This window comes from Paenibacillus methanolicus, from assembly GCF_008124765.1.
GTDB lineage: Bacteria > Bacillota > Bacilli > Paenibacillales > Paenibacillaceae > Paenibacillus_Z > Paenibacillus_Z methanolicus.
The window spans coordinates 265,106-283,480 of the sequence record NZ_VNHS01000010.1; the positions used below are offsets into that span (position 1 = coordinate 265,106).

The window sequence follows — 18,375 nt, forward strand, 5'->3', positions numbered from 1 at the left end:
GGATTCCGTGAACATTAGCCAACTGGAAACGCTGCAGACGATTTCGAAAACGATGAGTTTTCGGAAAGCCGGCGAGCTTCTCAATCTGACCCAGCCTGCCGTCTCCGCCCAGATTAAAAGCTTGGAGGACGAATTCGGCACCGTGCTGATCGACCGCAACCAGCCGGTCACGCTGACCGACCGCGGGCAAGTTTTTCTGGAGCATGCCGAGAAAATTCTCGCGATCGTCGAGGAGATGAAATCCAGGCTGTCGGATCTCAATCAGAATCCGCAGGGGCATATCGTGCTCGGAACGACAACGTCGATCGCCATTCAGATTTTACCGCGCGTCCTGTCGTATTTTCAGGATCAGTTCCCGCTTATCAAGACCACCATTCAATCCATGCCATCTTCGCAAGTGACGACCGCCGTCGAGAACGGGACGGTCGATATCGGCATTAATTATTTGTCCGAACGCAATCCTAACATTGAATCCTCTATTTTGTACTATGATACGTATGAGCTTGTCGTCGCGCCGAATCATCCGATGAGCGGACTGACCCATACCACCGTCGAATCGCTCAAGGATATCCCGATGATCATGCTCTCGCCCGACGCGCTCGGCCGTAAGTTCATCGACCAGATCTTCCGCCGGTACAACATCCAGCCGAACGTCGTCATGGAGCTGTCGAGCAGCGAGGAAGTGAAGCGGATGGCGGAGCTCAACCTCGGCGCGGCCGTCGTGTCCAAGCTCGCCGTCGCCAACGAAGTCAAACTCGGCACCCTCAAGATGATCAAAGTCGCCGAGCTCGAAATGTTCCACCCCGTCGGCGTCATCTACAAGTCGGGGCGGTACCTCAACTCGGCGATGCACCAGTTTCTCAGCGATCTAAAAGGCATGCCGGAGGCGCAGTTTATTAGTAGTGAGTAGCACATTGGATTGAACGCTGCGATAGCAGCGGGCAGCATTGTGCTAGAGGAATATTGGTTTGCCGGTACGGTAGTATCGGCAGCATTATGACAAGACACATTGGATTGAACGTTGCGACAGCAGCGGGCAGCATTGTGCTGGAGAAAAAATCGAATCGCGCAAACAAGGCACGCGATTGTCCTGCTTACAAACCAAGAGCAAAACCGCGAAGCGGGGACGGTGGTTAGCGAAGAAGCGCCTGCGTTCGCCTTTGTTGACGGATTCCCACCTCGATAAATTGTTCAATGGAATCCGGCAACAACAGCGATCGCAGCTACCACCCGACCCGCGCAGCCCCTTTTGCTCAATCCATAACCCGGAGGTAGATACCATGACGACCATCAAATTCGATTTGCACACGCACCATTTCAGATGCGGCCATGCCGACGGCAATATCGAGGAATACATCCAAGCGGGCATCGAAGCGGGGTTGACCGCGATCGGCATCTCCGACCATTCCCCATACTTCGCGAGCGAAGAGGATCAACCCCAACCGGGCATCGCCATGGCGAAGAGCGATTTCGAGAATTACATAAGCGAAGTGCTGCGCCTCAAAGCCAAATACGAGGGCAAAATCGACGTCCTGCTCGGCATCGAGTCCGACTTCTATCCGGAGCATATCGACTTGTACCGCAGCATGTACGACAAGCATCCGTTCGATTACATCATCGGCTCGGTGCACCAAACGCGCGGCATCAGCATTTTCAACCGCAACCGGTGGAAAGGCGTCACGCAAACGAAACAGATCGAGGAGAAAGCCCACTACTACGACTTGATCCGCCAGTCGGCAGCAAGCGGCGTGTTTCAGATCCTCGGCCATATCGATGCCATGAAAGGCTATTTTCCGGCCTTCTCCCATATTCCGGCCAACGAAGCGATAGACGGGACGCTGCAGGCGATTGCCGGCTACAACGTCGCCATCGAGATCAACACGTCCGGCAGCACGAAGGAATGCGGCGGCTGGTATCCATCCGACGCCATTCTGGAGCGCGCGCGTTTCTACGGCGTTCCGGTCACCTTCGGCTCCGACGCGCACAAGCCGTCCCGCGTAGGCGACGAGTGGGAGCTCGTGCAGAAGCGGCTGAAGGAAATCGGCTTTAAAGAATGGGTGTACTACAAGCAAAAGCAGCCGATCGTCGTGCCGATCCCGTAAGGGACGGCTCGCCGACAAGGGCAAAAAAAAATGGACCTGCACGCTGCAGGTCCCAAACCATATATTATTAAAAGGGGGTCTTGTTTATTATAATAGCCCCTTTGTATGAAAGGACGGTAACAGAACTATTTCATTTGTGTAACAAATAAAGGAGCGGATGGCCATGTACGACTACCATCATCTTGGGCATGTGAAACACCAGGCGGTTTCCCGGCGGTCGTTATGGACAACGCTAATCCTCACTTTGTTCTTCACGGTCGTGGAGCTCGTCGGCGGCCTGCTCAGCAATTCGCTCGCGCTGCTCTCGGACTCCGCGCATATGGTGTCCGACGTCATCGCGCTCGGCCTCAGCATGACGGCCATTTATTTTGCCCGAAGGGAACCGAACGCGAAGTACACGTTCGGTTATTTGCGTTTTGAGATTCTGGCCTCGTTCCTGAACGGATTGGCGCTGGCCGTCATCGCGGTCGGCATCTTCATCGCCGGCATCCGCCGGTTCGTCCATCCGCAAGCGATCGACTTCCCGCTCATGCTCGCGATCGCCGCGATCGGACTCATCGTCAATATCGTCCTGACCGTCATTCTGAGCCGCAGCGTCAAGGAGGAGCCGAACTTGAACGTCCAGAGCGCGCTATGGCATTTCATCGGCGATCTGCTCAGCTCGATCGGCGTCATCGTCTCGGCCGTCATCATTTTGTTCACGGGCTGGCTGTTCGTCGACCCGCTGATCAGCATCGTCATCGGCGGAATTATATTCGCCGGCGGCTGGCGCATCATGCGTGAAGCCTATTCGATTCTGATGGAGGCCGTGCCGGCTAAGTTTAATTTGGACGAAATGCGGGCATCGCTGATGGAAGTCGAAGGCGTCGAGGATGTCCACGAGATGCATCTGTGGGCGATCTCCACCGATCACTATTCGCTGACCGCGCATGTGTTCGTCCGCGAGGAAATCCAGCCATACTGCGTCATCCTCGCGATCCATGAGTCGCTGCGCGAGCGCTACGGCATCGAGCACGCGACCATTCAGACCGAGCACGCGCGGCTTCATCCGCACGGCGAATACGGCCGGCGCTTCCTGCAGCGATCGCAGCAATCATAGAAGGAGTTGTCATCATCATGTGGTTTACCGAAGCGGCGCTCAGCGCGCTGCTGTTCGGCCTAGCCGGGTGGTGGATGAAGGTGTCCCAGATGCGGGGCGGTTCATCCGCTTACTTGCTGCTGGGCCTTTACGTGTCCGGCACGCTCGGATTCGGCATCCATGCCATCGCCGTGGGCAAGCTTGCCGACTCGCTCACGGATTGGCGCGTCTGGTGCGCGGGCGTGCTGATCGGAGCCGGCTCCGCGCTTGGCAATGCTCTGTTCATGAAGGCGCTTGAATGCGGCCCCGCCAGCCTCGCCTCGCCTTTAACGAATATGAACATCGTGCTCGTCGTGCTGCTCGGCACATTCGTTTATCATGAACCTTTCACGGGTACCGAGCTGCTCGGCGTACTTCTGCTGCTGCTCGCCGTTCTCTTGATCTCGGTTCGCATACAGGATCACGCAAGCATCCGGAGCCGTCGATGGTTCGGCTACGTGGGGGTCAGCATGCTCCTCTTCGCCGTTCGCAACGGCGGGCTGAAGGTGACGGAAGAGTTATCGTTGTCGGGCGCCTCGGTTCTATTCGTCGCCTATGCGCTGTCGATCGCATGGTTCGGCGTACCCGCGCTGCGGGAGAGACGGGCAATCCACGGCGCAGGACCGATTCGCCCGGATGCCGGCCAAGTACTGGCGCGCGCCTTCCGGGCGCCCCGGATCGGCTACCGTCTCGGGCTGGCCGCCGGCCTGTTCTCGTATGGCGGACTTCAGCTGTACACCTTGTCGTTGCAAACCGGACAAGCCAACATCGCCGGGCCGATCTTCGCCTCCAACAGCCTTATCGTGGCGATCGGCTCGATCGTGCTTTACCGGGAACGGCTAACAGGGCGCCAATGGCTCGCCTTCGCCTGCTTGTTCGCGGGCTTGATTTGCATCAGGCTGTAACCATGGCGCCCTGCGGGCGTCTATCTGCGTCCCAGATGGAATCTCCGGAGCGTCGTATTCAGCAGCCGTTTCACGTTCTGACGGAAGCGCCCCGTCGACGAAATGCGCATCGTCGAGCCCCAACCGTCGTACCGGCTGTCATAGCCGGAGATGACGCCGTACAGCTCACGCACCCGCTCGTTCACCGTATCGAGCTTGACGTCGTCGAACCGGCTGATAACGAGCGGGAACGGATAGCCCTCGTCCGGCTCGCCCGGACGCTCCTTCTCGATCCGGTAGCCCAGCTGGCGGAGCGTCGGCTCGACGGCCGTCCGATCCTCCGCTTGCGCGAACAGCAGCCAGTGGTACACGTTGCGAGGCTGCCCGATATTATCGCCCTTATGAAGCAGCGCGTAGATCATATGCGCGTTATGCACGAACAGCTCCTCTAGCCGATTCGGCAGCAGGAAACCGTAAAACTCCCATACCGCGTCATCCTTCACGTAGTGCTGCGCCCGAAACGTCCATTCCTGCTGCATCCATTCCTGGAAAGCAGTCGCGGAGAAGGCGCCTTTTGGCATATAGTAATAAAACTCCAATCGCGTCGACGTGTTGATCCGGCCGACATACTTGGCGCCGAACGTTCCGGAAGCCCACTTCTCGAGCTTCGATTCGAACAGCTCAAGTTGGACGATCAGCGCTTTCTTCGTTTGCGTCGTCTGTCTTACCGTGTATAAATTCAAGGTCACGGACAACAGGTCGCTATGTTCGGCAAGCGGCATTTCGGACTTATAGCCGATGTTTACGAGAATGCGCATTTGCTCCGATTCCGTCAGCCGCTCATAAAATCCCCATTCGTCCGTCATGATGTCCACCCCATGTCCTCATAGATTTAAGACCGATAGCTAGTATATCTATCATTATAACGTTTACGGCAGCCGTTATACTAATGCTTTCGCAAGAAAAATCGACATTCGCGCCGTGCGAATATCTTCCAGAAGACGAATCGACGCGGTGAACGTATAATCTTTTTACCCCAAATAGCTTGTCTGATTATCTCTTCGCTTACCTATAATTAGTATATATAATTTCTCGGGTTATTGCAGATATTAAGCTTACCCTCTCCCTTTTAAAATGGCAATGTGCTACAATGAAGGTACCTACAAAGAGGTGATACGAATGGACTATTCGAAAATGTGCCCAAAATACGAAAGCGCTGCCGAGCTGCTTGGCAAGAAATGGACGGGCATGATTATCCGCGTCTTGCTTGGAGGCCCTAAGCGCTTCAAAGAAATTAAAGAGCAAATTCCAGAGATGAGCGACAAAATGCTGACCGACCGGATGAAAGAACTGGAGGCTTGTCAGCTAGTCAAGCGTAATGTGTATCCCGAGATGCCTGTGCGCATTGAATATGAATTAACCGAGAAAGGCCGCGGGCTGGAGCCGGTTATTCAATCGATCCAGGACTGGGGCGAAAACTGGTGCTAAACTGCCGTCATGCGAACGGCAGTTTTTTCATTTTCGCCGTCGTTCGCAGGTCACCGCTATAAGGCAGGTCCGTCTCTTTACCTTGTTTGGTTTTCTTATCCTTCATCCCGCTTGCTCCTGCAACCCCTCCACTACCTAACGCGAATCTCTCCCATTTTGTTGCCAGTTCGATTAAAATCAGTGCGTATGCATGAGCATCCAATCGAAAAAAGCGACCTCCGAATGGAAGTCGCTTTCGCAAGCTCGCGGCAGCTTAAATGCCGAGCCACTTTTTGAACATATGCTTGGTCGTGTCTTTGTTGATCGCCGCGATCGACGTCGTGAGCGGAATGCCTTTCGGGCAGGAACGCACGCAGTTCTGCGAGTTGCCGCAGCCCTCGATGCCGCCGTCGGTCATCAGCGCGTCGAGACGCTCTTCTTGGTTCATCTCGCCCGTCGGATGCGCATTGAACAGACGCACCTGCGAGATAGCCGCCGGACCGATGAAGCTGTTGCGGTCGTTGACGTTCGGGCACGATTCCAAGCAGACGCCGCACGTCATGCACTTGGACAGCTCGTAAGCCCATTGGCGCTTCGTCTCCGCCATGCGCGGGCCCGGACCGAGATCGTACGTGCCGTCGATCGGAATCCATGCCTTGACCTTCTTCAGCGCGTTGAACATGCGCTCGCGGTTGATGACCAGGTCGCGCACGACCGGGAACGTCCGCATCGGCTGCAGGCGAATCGGCTGCTGCAGCTGATCGATCAGCGCGCTGCATGCTTGGCGAGGCTTGCCGTTGATGACCATCGAACATGCGCCGCACACTTCCTCCAGGCAGTTCGATTCCCAGCATACCGGAGCCGTCGACGAACCGTCGCTTTTCTTCGGATTCCGCTGAATCTCCATCAACGCGCCGATTACGTTCATATTCGGACGGTATGGAATTTCGAACTCTTCCGTATAGGATGGCTTATCCGGCGCATCCTGACGTTCAATAATAAACTTGACTGATTTCTGAGCCGTAGTCGTTTCAGCCATGATCATCGTCTCCTTCCTTCTCCTCGCTGAATGCTACATTCCTAATCCTTGGATTGTGAACGCAAACCAATCAGCTTTCCTCGCTGAATGCTGCATTCCCAATCCTTGGATTGTGAACGCAAACCAATCAGCTTTTTAAGATTTATCCTTCGAGTAGTCGCGTTTACGCGGCTTGATCAGCGAGACGTCGACGTCTTCGTACGAGATTTCCGGTCCTTCCGGCGTCCAAGTCGCCTTGGTCGTCTTCAGGAACTCGTCGTCGTTGCGGTCCGGGAACTCCGGCTTGTAGTGCGCGCCGCGGCTCTCGTTGCGCAGCAGGGCGCTCAGCGTCATGGCGTCGGCCAGCTCGAGCATGTTCCACAGCTGACGCGTGAACGCCACGCCGGAGTTGTTCCAGTTGGACACGTCGTTGATGTTAATGTTGGTGTAACGCTGTTTTAGCTCTTTGATTTTGCCGAGCGTCTCTTCGAGCTTTTTGTTGAACCGAACGACGGTCATGTTGTTCGTCATCCACTCGCCGAGCTCTTTTTGAATCACGTACGCGTTCTCGGTGCCGTTCATTTTGATGATGCTGTTATGCTTCTCGACTTGGCGCTTCTTCTCGCGGTCGAATACCGTGGAGGAGATGTCGTCGGCCGATTTCTTCAAGCCTTTGATATATTCAACCGCTTTCGGGCCGGTGATCATGCCGCCGTAGATCGCGGAGAGGAGCGAGTTCGCGCCCAGACGGTTCGCGCCGTGGTATTGGTATTCGCATTCGCCGCAGGCGAACAAGCCCGGAATGTTGGTCATTTGGTTATAATCGACCCACATGCCACCCATCGAATAGTGAACCGCAGGGAAAATCTTCATCGGGATCTTCCGCGGGTCGTCGCCCGTGAATTTCTCGTAAATTTCGATAATGCCGCCGAGCTTGACGTCAAGCTCCTTCGGATCTTTATGCGACAGATCGAGGTAAACCATGTTCTCGCCGTTGATGCCGAGCTTCTCGTCCACGCAGACCGAGAAAATCTCGCGGGTCGCGATATCGCGCGGAACCAAGTTGCCGTAAGCCGGGTATTTCTCTTCAAGGAAATACCAAGGCTTGCCGTCTTTGTACGTCCAGATCCGTCCGCCTTCGCCGCGCGCGGATTCGCTCATGAGACGGTTCTTGTCGTCGCCCGGGATGGCCGTCGGGTGAATCTGAATGAACTCGCCGTTCGCGTAGTGAACGCCTTGTTGGTACACCGCGCTCGCCGCCGTGCCCGTGTTGATGACGGAGTTCGTCGTTTTGCCGAAAATGATGCCGGGACCGCCGGATGCGAGAATAACCGCGTCGGCCGATACCGTTTGGATTTCCATCGTGCGCAGATCCTGCGCGGATACGCCGCGGCAAACGCCGTCGTCGTCCAGCACCGCGCCGAGGAACTCCCAGTGCTCGTACTTGGTGACGAGACCCGCTGTCTCCCAACGGCGAACCTGCTCGTCCAGGGCGTACAACAGCTGTTGGCCCGTCGTCGCGCCCGCGAACGCCGTCCGGTGATACTGCGTGCCGCCGAAACGGCGGAAGTCCAGCAAGCCTTCCGGCGTCCGGTTGAACATAACGCCCATTCGGTCCATCAAGTGGATAATGCCCGGCGCTGCTTCGCACATCGCCTTGACCGGCGGTTGGTTCGCGAGGAAGTCGCCGCCGTATACCGTATCGTCGAAGTGCTCCCACGGGGAGTCGCCTTCGCCCTTCGTGTTAACCGCGCCGTTGATGCCGCCCTGGGCGCATACGGAGTGAGAACGTTTAACCGGCACAAGCGAGAACAAATCGACGTGAACGCCCGCTTCCGCCGCTTTTATCGTAGCCATCAGACCGGCAAGGCCGCCGCCGATGACGATTACTTTTCTTTTAGCCATTTCAATTCGCTCCTTGTCCTAAAGCCTAAACGAGATTCGCCCATGCCAGCGCTGCGGAAGCCGCTTCTTTAAACTCATCGCCGCGGAAAGCGAACAGCGACATCAGGAACATGACGCTGCAGATCACGAACACGCCCATCCAGATGTAAGAGGAGATGCGCTGCGCGCGAGGGCCGATCGTAATGCCCCAGCTGACGAGGAACGCCCACATGCCGTTGCTGAAGTGGAACGTCGCCGCGATTACGCCAATAATGTAGAGAACCAGGTAGAACGGCGAGTTCGCGACATCATGCATCACGCCGCCAAGCTCCTCATGGGTAACGTTGCCGACCATGACCTGATAACGGGTTTGGTACAAATGCCAAACCACGAAAATAAACGTAACGACGCCGGTAATCCGCTGCATCGTAAACGCCCAGTTGCGGCCGTATTGGAAGCGGCCCGTATTCAGGTTGGATTGATAAGCGACGTACAGGCCGTACACGCCGTGGAATAACAGCGGCAGCCAGATGCCGAACAGCTCAAGGAAAAACACGAGCGGCAAACCGTTCAAGAAAGCAACGCTGTCCTTGAATCCTTCGGGCCCGCCCTCGTATGCCGAGAAGTTCGTCAGCATGTGTTCAACAATGAACAAGCCGAGCGGGATCACTCCGAGAAGGGAGTGAAGCTTGCGCGGGAAATAAGAGTTTCGATCATTCATAACTTTTGCGTTCTCCTTTCACGACTTTAAGCTTCTTTTTCGCTACATTTCGCCAAAAACACCAATAATTATTGTAACCCCGCCCCTAAACAGCGTCAATTAAGACTTGACACAGTTTATTCACACTTCACATCATACTCTTTTTACACTTATAATGGTATTGCGTATTTTTCATTAAAAGTTATAACTAATTTGCATAAGCCGATTGGTTTGGTGTTAGGTTTAGAAGCACCAGCATTCGGCTAGACGATTGGATTGCCGGCTCCGGTAGGAGCACCAGCATTCGGCTAGACGATTGGATTGCCGACTCCGATAGGAGCGGCAGCCCCTCCACATCATTATTACCCGCGCCGCGAAAGGACGAGTTGCCTTGCTGGAAGAACTGAACATGTTTGCCGCGGTCGTCGATCAGTCGAGCATGAACAAGGCGTCGGCGCTGCTCAATCTGTCGCAGCCCGCGCTATCTCGCAAAATCGCCAAGCTCGAAGAGCAGTTGGGCGTCGAGCTATTCCGGCGCGTCGGCAAACGGCTTGAGCTGACGCGCATCGGCCAGCTGACGTACGAATACGCGGTCGAGACGCGGCAGCAGCATTTGCGCTTCATGCAGATGGTCGCCGACTACAAAGACATCGGGCGGAGCACCATGACGATCGGCGCAAGCTTGACCACGTTGCAGACGACGCTGCCGGATATGATTTGGGCGCTCACGCTGCGCAACCCGGAGCTCGATATTAAGGCGATCACGGGCAAGACGCACGAGATCGTCACGCTCGTCCGCGAACGCCGGGCCGATATCGGCATCGTCGCCTCCCGCATCGACGACGCATCGTTGACCTGCGTGCCGCTGTTCGACGACCACTTGGAGCTCGTGCTGCCCCGCAACCATTTCATGATGGAGAAGGGCAAGCCCGAAATCCAGGATCTGAACGGCATGCCGATGATCTTGTTCTCCAAAGGCACATGGTATCGCATCCTGACGGACGAGCTATTCGACAAGTACCATCTGCTGCCGGACGTGCGCATGGAGATCGATTCGTTCGAGGCGATTCTCCGCCTGCTCCATACGTGCCGCGCCTGCACGCTGCTGCCCAAATCGTACCTGCGTCCGCAGCTGCTCGCCGACAATGACCTCGTCGTCGCTTCGATCGCGGAGCTCGAGGAAACCAAACGGACTACCGCGCTCATCCACGCAGGTACAGAAAGCATGACGCCGTTGCTGCGCCAATGGATCGACGAAATTTCCAAACTGTACAAAGGCTCCTGACGAACGAGGCCCGTCTATTCATTCTCGCCAACAACCTCCTGCGCTTAAACAAGGCGAAACGGCCAGCGCCGTCTTTGCGGCGAGGCGCGTTTCGTTCCGGATTAGCGGATTGGTTTGCGTTCGCAATCCAAGGATGGGGATGCAGCATTCCGCGATGGAGAACAAAAGGACAGCGGCCTTAACGGCCCTGTCCTTTATTGTTTGCCAATTTCGGCGTCTAAATCCATCCCGAGCTTCTTGGCCATCCAGCCGGTCGTGCTCGCCTGCAGCAGAATCGTCAGCATGATGGCCATGAACGTGACGGACGCGATAATATCCGCATGCTTGACGCCCATGCCGGCGATCATGCCCGATAACGCGGCGGGGATAACGCCCGTCTCTCTCACCCAGACCATGAAGAGCATCTCGCGCAGCGACCACTTGGAGACGCGATCCGGCAAGGCGGAGGCGAACACCGACGCCGGTCGCGCGATCAGCATCAGCACGATGACGGCGAGGAGACTTTGCCACCAATATTCGGCCAGCAGCGAGAAATCCACCTGGCTGCCGAGCAGGATGAAGATCAGCATGCGCAGCAGCACCGTAATATTGTCCGTAAAATGGGCCATCTCCGCTTCCTTCTCCTTCATCGAAAGCCCGAACCGTTCGGAGTTGCCCCAGATCAATCCGGCCACGAACGTCGCCATGAACCCGCTGACATGAAGGAGATCGCCGATCAGATAGGCTGCAAGCGCCGTCCCGATCATGGCGATGGTCGAGAAATCCCGAAGCACGCCATAGCGAAGATGCGCAACAAAGTAAACGATCACGAACGACACGACGAGACCGACGACAATGCCGCCTACGGCCGTACGGACGAAATCCCACATCAACGTGCCGGCCGCAAGCTCGCTGCCTGCCGTAATCGCGCCGAGCAGCGCAAAGGTGATGATGGAACCCGTCGCGTCGTTGAACGCCGACTCGCTCTCGACCGTCTCGCGCACGCGCTCGCGAATGCGCACTTGCCGGAATACCGGGATAATGGAGGCCGGATCCGTCGAAGCGATAATCGCCGCCGCGAGCAGCGCGTACATCCAATCGATATCGAACAAATAACGGATGGCTGCCCCGACGATCGCCACCGTGATCAGCACGCCCGGCACGCTGAGCAGACCGACCGTCAAGCCGACTTTCTTCAAACCGTGCAGCCGGATGTTCCGGCCGCCGTCGAATAGGATGATAGCCGAACCTACCGACAAGATCAGCTGGTTCGTGAGCGATGCGCTGGACTCGTTGATCCAGTGCACGCCTTGTCCTAGCAGCATGCCCGCGCCAATGAACAGCGCCACGTCCGGCAGCCGAAGCTTGCCCGCAATAATACCTGCCGTCATGCCCGCCCCTAGTATAATGAGCAGCAAAATCAACAGATGGTGAATCGTATCCGTCGTACTATTTTCCATGTGCGCTCCCGTCCTTATCCGCTCATCAGTCGCCGCCCTAGCGGATAATGGTATCCTCGAACTGCTCGATGCCCTCGTTCGTGCCGATGATAACCATGACGTCCTTCTCGGCGAGCACCTCGGTCGCGACGGGGGCGATAATAACGCCCTGCGGCTTGTTGATCGCCACGATGCTGCAACCGAAGCGTCCGCGCGGATTCAGCTCCTGCAGCGACTTGCCGTTCAGGCATTTGGGGACCGTCAATTCGGCGATCGTATAGTCCTTGGACAGCTCGATGTAGTCGAGCAAATTCGGCGACACGAGCTGATGCGCGACGCGGATGCCCATGTCCCGTTCCGGATAGACGACGCGGTCGACGCCGATTTTCTCCAGCACGCGGCCGTGCAGCTCGGTCATCGCCTTGGCGACCACCTTTTTGACGCCCAGATCCTTGAGCAGGATCGTCGTCAGGATGCTCGCTTGAATATCGTCGCCGATCGCCACGACGCCGCAGTCGAAATTGCGGACGCCGATCGAGCGGAGCACGTCTTCATCGGTCGCTTCCGCCACGACGGCATGCGTGAGAACTTGACTCAAATCCTGCACCGCTTCCTCGTCTTTATCGACGCCTAGCACCTCGTAGCCCAACTCGACCAGCTCCTTCGCCAAGCTCGAGCCGAAACGTCCCAGACCAATGATGACAAACTGACTTTTTTTCATTTCATGGTTTCCCCTAACCTATCGTAATTTTCCCTTCCGGGTACCTGTACAGCTCTTTCTCCGCGCGCGGACCGACCGCGTATGCGAGCGTTAGCGGGCCTAGCCGGCCGGCGAACATCGTCAAGCTGATAAGGATCTTGCCGATCAACGTCAACTCGGGCGTTACGCCGAGCGACAGCCCGACGGTGCCGAAGGCGGAGGTCGTCTCGAATAAAATCTTCAGGAATGCCTGATCCTCCGTCGTGGACAGCACCATCGTGACCGCGAGGACGAGCGCCAGCGACAGCACCGTAATCGTCAGCGCCTTGAGCACGCGCTCGCGGGCCAGCCTCATATTGAAGAGAACGATGTCTTCTTTGCCCCGGATCATGGCGATGACGGCGGCGATGAGCGTCGTGAACGTCGTCGTCTTGATCCCGCCGCCGGTCGAGCCCGGCGATGCACCGATGAACATGAGCAGCACGATGAAGAACTGCGTCGCTTGCCGGAGCGCCACGAGATCGACGGTGTTCGGCCCGGCCGTGCGCGGCGCGACGGATTGGAACATCGCCGCCCAAATCTTGCCGTCCCAGCTTAGCGCGCCAAGCGTCTTCAGATTGGTGAACTCGAAGATAAAGATCACGATCGCGCCGACAGCCAGCAATGCGCCGGTCATGGACAGCACGACTTTACTATGAAGGGACAGACGCTTACGCTGCTTATACTCGATAACATCCGACATAACGATAAATCCGATACCGCCCAAGATAATGAGCATCATCGCCGTCAAGTTGACGATCGGGTCGTTCACGTAGCCCGTAAGACTGACATATTGCGTGCCGAACTGCCCGAACAGGTCGAAGCCCGCATTGTTGAACATCGAGATCCCATGCCAGATGCCGAAGTATATCGCTTGACCGACCGGCATATCGAACGACCAGCGGAGCGCGAACAACGTCGCCCCAACCAGCTCGATCGCCAGCGAGTAGAAGATCACTTTACGGATGAGACGCACGATGCCTTCCATGCTGCTCTGGTTCATCGCCTCCTGCAATATGAGCCGCTCCTTAAGCGATATCCGCTTGCGAAGCACGATCGCGAACAGCGTCGCCATCGTCATGAATCCGAGGCCCCCCACCTGAATGAGCGCCACGATGATGATCTGCCCGGCGACGGACCAGTGGCTGCCGGTGTCCACCGTAACGAGCCCGGTTACGCAGGTCGCCGAAGTGGCCGTGAACACCGCGTCGATGAACGGCGTGTACGTCCCGTCCCGCGAAGCGAAAGGCAGCGTAAGCAGAAAGCCGCCCAGCAAAATAATGAGCGCAAACCCGGTCACGAGAATTCGCGGCGGCGACCACTTGGAGATTTTGAAATACTCGGCCATTCCGGTACCTTGCCTTTACGTGATATAAGAGCGTTTACCCGTTTTTGGGCACAAAAAAAAGCACTGGATCCCCAATGCTTGCGCCGTCGGTCCCATTCCACATTCGCCTACGAGGTTAGCTGACGGATTCGGGCCTGGAAAGGCGGCCCTATTCGCGCTACACCCCGGACTTTGCGGTCCAAGACGCGAAATTCACCCCATGCCATCCTTATGCAAGCCGCGAAGCGCGCATTGCCGGACAGCTTTATGGTTCCCCCGTTTTCATACGAAATTCGGCTATAATCTTCAATTGCTCCTCATTATAAATCCGCCTGACAAAAACACCAAGCGCCGTACGCGCAGATATTGAACCGTATTGCGGCAAAATACGTATGGGCGGACGAGAAATCGTTCCCGCTGTTGCATTATCGGCCGATTATCTCGCGCGCATTTCTTTTTTAATGTATTAACTGACAATTTAGCGCTTACTTATGATAGGGTACAAGTAGTGAAGCTGATTGGTTTGCGTTCACAATCCGGGATTGGGAATGCAGCATTCAGCGATGGAGAAATACAGGATGGAGTGAAACTTATACGTCCCTGTATTTCAAGAAAAGATTTCATGTCCGAAAGGCGGGTTGCTCGCATTGAATCGAATCGAAGTCACACTGAATTGGAAGCGATACAGCTGGCTTGCGGCCGTAAGCGCGATCATCTATGTGCTGGTCCAAATCGTGCCGGCCACCGCGGGCGCCTTCTTCGGTACCGGATCCGAGCAGGTCATCGCCAAATCGGAGGCCGAACGGCGAGCCGCAGCCTTCCTGACGGAACAGTTCGGCCAAACGCCGAACTCCGCGCACGCGTACCATCAATCCGATAAGCTGCTCTACGGCTATTTGGCCAAAGAAAAGCTAATGGATGATTACGGGGACCGGTACGACCGCGATTTTCCGACGGATACGTATCAAGTGACGTCGACCTTGTCGGGCGGGGATGGCGGCGACTTGTACGTCTACATCCATATGGAGAGCGGTAAAGTGGTGGGCTGGCACAAGCCGCACGCGGCCGACGCGGGGCTTCCGGAACCGGAGCAGCGCATTGCGGCGGCGGTCGAATTCGCCATCGAGCAAGGCTTCAAGCGCGATTCGCTCAAAGCGCAGAAGCAGCTGACCCGGGAGGGCGATGTTCGGCTGGACGTCGCCGGCGAAGCGATCGGCGAGGCGAAGCTGTCGCTCCTGATCGGCACCGAATCGAACGGTAATGGCGGCATTCTGGTAACCAGGTACTCCCCCGCTTTCCAGGTGCCGGCCGATTATGAAACGTACGTGGATAAACAGGATTCGCTCGCTTCTTCGTTATCGCTGTTCGGCAGCACGCTCATGTCGCTCGTCTTGTTCATACTGGCCGTTATCTATGCCGCGCTCTATCGCAAGCATACGTCGTTCGTTCGAGGGTGGCTGCTGGCCGCGATCTTCCTCGGGTTTTATTTGATCAATAACTTCAACATGACCGACGGACTGGCGGCAAGCTTCGGCGAGATGGAGAACGCCCGCACCGTCGCGCTGGTTGGCATGGTGATCCAAAGCTTCATCACCGTCGTCATGGCCGCGTCGGTCTACTTCTCGCTCGTGGGCGGAGACGGCCTGTGGCGTTCCATGGGATGGCAGCTGTGGCCCAGAAGCAGGGAGCAAGGCTACGGCGAGCATATGTGGAACAGCATGAAGCTCGGCTACCTGCTCGCGTTTATTCTGCTTGCGGTGCAGACGGTCATTCTGCTCATTCTCGAAAACGCGACGGATGCGTGGTCCACGACCGATGTCATGCAGTCGCCCTACAACTTCGGCGCGCCGTGGCTGTTCCCGCTGTTGGCGTGGTGCGCGGCCATCTCCGAGGAAGCCGTGTTTCGCTTCTTCGCGATCGGCCTGCTGAAGAAGTGGCTGCGCAGCACGTTCGTCGCGGCGCTGATCCCGACGGTCATCTGGGCGCTTGGCCACGTGACGTACGCGATCTACCCTTCGACGACAAGACTTATCGAGCTTACGCTTCTCGGTCTTCTATTCAGTTATTTCTTCCTGCGTTTCGGCTTGGCCGCGGTCATCTTCGCGCACGCGATCTTCGACTCCGTCATGATGGCGATCTCGCTTATGTTCCTTGGCCAGCCGGTTAACATCGCGCTTGGCATCTTCTACATCGTGCTCCCTATCGGCGTCGCTGCCGTATTGCGGAGAATGGGCGCGCGAAAAGGGAGGAAACCGCCCCTCACGGTTCCTCCCTCAACGCTTCAATGATTTGGGCGGCGAGCTTCTCGCCGATCGACAGCGGCCGGAAATCTTCGATTCCGGCCTCTTTGATTTTCTTGATCGAGCCGAAATGCTTCAGCAGCGCCTTGCGCCGCTTCTCCCCGATGCCCGGGATCGCGTCCAGCCTGGAGGCGATCATCGACTTGGCCCGCTGCTCGCGATGGAACGAAATCGCGAACCGGTGCACCTCGTCCTGAATGCGCTGCAGCAGATAAAATTCCTGGCTGTCGCGCGCCATCGGCACGATCTGCGGCGGTTCGCCGGTCATCAGCTGCGCCGTCTTATGCTTGTCGTCCTTGACGATGCCGCAGACCGGAACCGACAAGCCGAGTTCGTGCTCCAAAATCTCCAGCGCCGCGGATATCTGGCCGCGGCCGCCGTCGACGACGATCAGGTCCGGCAACGCAAGTCCTTCCTTCAGCACCCGTTCGTAACGCCGGCGGATGACCTCGCGCATCGTTTCGTAATCGTCCGGCCCTTGAACCGTCTTCACCTTGTACTTGCGGTATTCGTTCTTGTCCGGCTTCCCGTCGATGAAGACGACCATCGCCGAGACCGGATTCGTCCCTTGGATGTTGGAGTTATCGAATGCCTCTATTCGGCGGACATGCGGCAGGCCGAGCGCGTCGGCGAGCCCTTCGGCCGCCTTGCTCGTGCGCTCCTCGTCGCGTTCGATGAGACGGAATTTCTCGTCCAGGCCGACCTTCGCGTTGTTGCTCGCCATCTGGACGACATCGCGCTTCTTGCCCCGCTGCGGCATGAACACCTTCACCTTGAGCCACTTCTGCAATGCCCCGCGGATCTCGTCCGCCGGGCTGCCGGCAGGCGCCTCGTCTTCTTCGTCCGCCTCCGCGGAAGGAGAAGGAACGTCCGAATACGGCGCGGCATCGCCCGCTTCCGCCGTAACCGCCGCTTCGGCTTCGGCCTCCGCCGTCCCGTCCGCTTGTTGGCCGTCCGCGATTGCGGATTCGGGCGTCTCCGGCGCGGACGGCAGCAGAATTTCCCTCGGGAGCGCCGGATTCTCGCTGTAATATTGGGTGACGAACGTCATGAAATCATCGTACGCTTCGCCGTAATACGGGAACATCGAGACGCGCCGCTCGATGAGCTTGCCGCCGCGCATGTACATGATTTGCACGCACATCCAGCCTTTGTCCACCGCGAAGCCGAACACGTCGCGGTCCATCGCGTCGTTGAGCGTGATTTTCTGTTTCTCCATGATCGCGTCGATCGCCATGATCTGGTCGCGGAATTCCTTGGCCCGCTCGAATTCGAGCGATTCGGCGGACGACTCCATCTTCCCTTGCAGCATGCGTCGCACCTCGTCGTGCCCGCCGTTAAGGAATTTCGCGATCTCCTGCGTCATCGCCTCGTACGTCCCCGGCTCGACGTCGAATTCGCACGGCGCGACGCACTGGCCCAGATGATAATACAAGCACACCTTGTCGGGCAGCGTGCCGCATTTGCGCAGCGGATAGAGGCGTTCGAGCAGCTTCATCGTCTGCTGGGCGGCGTATGCGTTCGGATACGGACCGAAATATTTGCCTTTGTCCTTGATCACTCGCCGCGTAACCTCCAGCTTCGGGTGCTTCTCGCTCGTGATCTTGATATACGGGAACGTCTTGTCGTCCTTGAGCAGCACGTTGTACCGCGGATGGTACTGCTTGATCAGATTGCACTCCAGAATGAGCGCTTCCATGTTGCTCGAGGTGACGATATATTCGAAATCGCGGATTTCCGAGACGAGGCGCTGCGTCTTGCCGTTATGGCTGCCGTTGAAATAAGAGCGGACGCGGTTCTTCAGCACTTTCGCCTTGCCCACGTAAATAATGGTGCCGTCCGCGTTCTTCATCAGGTAACAGCCCGGCTGATCGGGCAGCAGCGCCAGCTTGCTGCGAATGTGTTCCTCCGCCTGCTTCCTGCTCGACTGCTTCTGGCTAACGGTTCCCTCGTGATGCTCCATCGGTCTCCCCCTCCCGGAACGTATGACTTATGACTTCTCTCCCTCACAACCATCGTCCATTATTGTACCATACCGAACGGTTGTTTGCTCCTGCGGGAAGGCCTTCCGGGCCGGTAAAGTTTCGCATTTCGGCCGAGAATAATTGGCAGGTTCGGCTTTACTTTTAATTTG

At 57.0% G+C, this 18,375-nt stretch carries 15 protein-coding genes and 1 riboswitch; of the genes, 7 read left to right on the forward strand and 8 right to left on the reverse strand.

Annotation, left to right across the window (positions count from 1 at the left end; all coding sequences use genetic code 11):
* Positions 1 to 7: 7 nt before the first annotated feature.
* From BCM02_RS25425 to BCM02_RS25440, 4 genes are all read left to right on the forward strand, one after another.
* Complete coding sequence (locus BCM02_RS25425) at positions 8 to 910, forward strand: LysR family transcriptional regulator (RefSeq protein WP_148931936.1); 903 nt, start codon at positions 8 to 10, stop codon at positions 908 to 910.
* Between the two features lie 379 nt (positions 911 to 1,289).
* Positions 1,290 to 2,102 carry a histidinol-phosphatase gene (locus tag BCM02_RS25430; protein ID WP_148932071.1) on the forward strand — a complete coding sequence of 271 codons (813 nt, stop codon included), beginning with the start codon at positions 1,290 to 1,292 and terminating at the stop codon, positions 2,100 to 2,102.
* Positions 2,103 to 2,265: 163 nt separating this feature from the next.
* Positions 2,266 to 3,201 carry a cation diffusion facilitator family transporter gene (locus tag BCM02_RS25435; RefSeq protein WP_148931937.1) on the forward strand — a complete coding sequence of 312 codons (936 nt, stop codon included), beginning with the start codon at positions 2,266 to 2,268 and terminating at the stop codon, positions 3,199 to 3,201.
* A 17-nt stretch (positions 3,202 to 3,218) separates the two neighbouring features.
* The gene (locus BCM02_RS25440; protein ID WP_148931938.1) at positions 3,219 to 4,124 is read left to right on the forward strand and encodes an EamA family transporter; all 906 of its coding nucleotides are present in this window, start codon (positions 3,219 to 3,221) and stop codon (positions 4,122 to 4,124) included.
* A 20-nt stretch (positions 4,125 to 4,144) separates the two neighbouring features.
* Here BCM02_RS25440 and BCM02_RS25445 read toward each other — a convergent pair whose 3' ends face one another.
* Positions 4,145 to 4,969 carry a DUF695 domain-containing protein gene (locus tag BCM02_RS25445; protein WP_246183562.1) on the reverse strand — a complete coding sequence of 275 codons (825 nt, stop codon included), beginning with the start codon at positions 4,967 to 4,969 and terminating at the stop codon, positions 4,145 to 4,147.
* 313 nt (positions 4,970 to 5,282) lie between these two features.
* Between BCM02_RS25445 and BCM02_RS25450 the strand changes: the two genes are divergently transcribed.
* Positions 5,283 to 5,591: a winged helix-turn-helix transcriptional regulator gene (locus BCM02_RS25450; protein ID WP_148931940.1), complete on the forward strand. Its 309-nt coding sequence runs from the start codon at positions 5,283 to 5,285 to the stop codon at positions 5,589 to 5,591.
* 253 nt (positions 5,592 to 5,844) lie between these two features.
* On the opposite strand, the gene sdhB is transcribed toward BCM02_RS25450, so the two are convergent.
* From sdhB to BCM02_RS25465, 3 genes are all read right to left on the reverse strand, one after another.
* Positions 5,845 to 6,609 (reverse strand): succinate dehydrogenase iron-sulfur subunit, encoded by a 765-nt coding sequence (gene sdhB / locus BCM02_RS25455; protein ID WP_148931941.1) that lies wholly within the window; start codon positions 6,607 to 6,609, stop codon positions 5,845 to 5,847.
* Positions 6,610 to 6,744: 135 nt separating this feature from the next.
* Entirely contained in the window at positions 6,745 to 8,493 is a 1,749-nt protein-coding gene (sdhA, locus tag BCM02_RS25460; RefSeq protein WP_148931942.1) for a succinate dehydrogenase flavoprotein subunit, read from the reverse strand.
* 25 nt (positions 8,494 to 8,518) lie between these two features.
* Positions 8,519 to 9,193 (reverse strand): succinate dehydrogenase cytochrome b558 subunit, encoded by a 675-nt coding sequence (locus BCM02_RS25465; protein ID WP_148931943.1) that lies wholly within the window; start codon positions 9,191 to 9,193, stop codon positions 8,519 to 8,521.
* Positions 9,194 to 9,563: 370 nt separating this feature from the next.
* On the opposite strand from BCM02_RS25465, the gene BCM02_RS25470 reads away from it, so the two are divergent.
* Positions 9,564 to 10,457 carry a LysR family transcriptional regulator gene (locus BCM02_RS25470; RefSeq protein ID WP_148931944.1) on the forward strand — a complete coding sequence of 298 codons (894 nt, stop codon included), beginning with the start codon at positions 9,564 to 9,566 and terminating at the stop codon, positions 10,455 to 10,457.
* 194 nt (positions 10,458 to 10,651) lie between these two features.
* Here the strand turns inward: BCM02_RS25470 and BCM02_RS25475 are convergent, their stop codons facing one another.
* Genes BCM02_RS25475 through BCM02_RS25485 form a run of 3 tightly spaced genes read right to left on the reverse strand, consistent with a single transcriptional unit; the run spans position 10,652 to position 13,962 of the window.
* Positions 10,652 to 11,896, reverse strand: coding sequence for a cation:proton antiporter (locus BCM02_RS25475; RefSeq protein ID WP_148931945.1), 1,245 nt, complete (start codon positions 11,894 to 11,896; stop codon positions 10,652 to 10,654).
* A gap of 37 nt (positions 11,897 to 11,933) precedes the next feature.
* Positions 11,934 to 12,596 (reverse strand): potassium channel family protein, encoded by a 663-nt coding sequence (locus tag BCM02_RS25480; RefSeq protein ID WP_148931946.1) that lies wholly within the window; start codon positions 12,594 to 12,596, stop codon positions 11,934 to 11,936.
* Between the two features lie 13 nt (positions 12,597 to 12,609).
* Complete coding sequence (locus tag BCM02_RS25485) at positions 12,610 to 13,962, reverse strand: TrkH family potassium uptake protein (RefSeq protein WP_148931947.1); 1,353 nt, start codon at positions 13,960 to 13,962, stop codon at positions 12,610 to 12,612.
* A gap of 89 nt (positions 13,963 to 14,051) precedes the next feature.
* Positions 14,052 to 14,250: riboswitch (cyclic di-AMP (ydaO/yuaA leader) on the reverse strand.
* A gap of 338 nt (positions 14,251 to 14,588) precedes the next feature.
* Here BCM02_RS25485 and BCM02_RS25490 point away from each other — a divergent pair.
* Complete coding sequence (locus BCM02_RS25490) at positions 14,589 to 16,229, forward strand: CPBP family intramembrane glutamic endopeptidase (protein WP_148931948.1); 1,641 nt, start codon at positions 14,589 to 14,591, stop codon at positions 16,227 to 16,229.
* Here the strand turns inward: BCM02_RS25490 and uvrC are convergent.
* The gene (gene uvrC / locus BCM02_RS25495) at positions 16,201 to 18,204 is read right to left on the reverse strand and encodes an excinuclease ABC subunit UvrC (RefSeq protein WP_148931949.1); all 2,004 of its coding nucleotides are present in this window, start codon (positions 18,202 to 18,204) and stop codon (positions 16,201 to 16,203) included. The two genes, BCM02_RS25490 and uvrC, sit on opposite strands and share 29 nt — an antisense overlap.
* Between the last annotated feature and the right edge of the window lie 171 nt (positions 18,205 to 18,375).

Coding starts and splice junctions, on each gene's coding strand:
- BCM02_RS25435 (WP_148931937.1), top strand. CDS start 2,266: ATGTACGACTACCATCATCTTGGGCATGTGAAACACCAGGCGGTTTCC.
- BCM02_RS25440 (WP_148931938.1), top strand. CDS start 3,219: ATGTGGTTTACCGAAGCGGCGCTCAGCGCGCTGCTGTTCGGCCTAGCC.
- BCM02_RS25445 (WP_246183562.1), bottom strand. CDS start 4,969: ATGACGGACGAATGGGGATTTTATGAGCGGCTGACGGAATCGGAGCAA.
- BCM02_RS25450 (WP_148931940.1), top strand. CDS start 5,283: ATGGACTATTCGAAAATGTGCCCAAAATACGAAAGCGCTGCCGAGCTG.
- sdhB (WP_148931941.1), bottom strand. CDS start 6,609: ATGGCTGAAACGACTACGGCTCAGAAATCAGTCAAGTTTATTATTGAA.
- sdhA (WP_148931942.1), bottom strand. CDS start 8,493: ATGGCTAAAAGAAAAGTAATCGTCATCGGCGGCGGCCTTGCCGGTCTG.
- BCM02_RS25465 (WP_148931943.1), bottom strand. CDS start 9,193: ATGAATGATCGAAACTCTTATTTCCCGCGCAAGCTTCACTCCCTTCTC.
- BCM02_RS25475 (WP_148931945.1), bottom strand. CDS start 11,896: ATGGAAAATAGTACGACGGATACGATTCACCATCTGTTGATTTTGCTG.
- BCM02_RS25480 (WP_148931946.1), bottom strand. CDS start 12,596: ATGAAAAAAAGTCAGTTTGTCATCATTGGTCTGGGACGTTTCGGCTCG.
- BCM02_RS25485 (WP_148931947.1), bottom strand. CDS start 13,962: ATGGCCGAGTATTTCAAAATCTCCAAGTGGTCGCCGCCGCGAATTCTC.
- uvrC (WP_148931949.1), bottom strand. CDS start 18,204: ATGGAGCATCACGAGGGAACCGTTAGCCAGAAGCAGTCGAGCAGGAAG.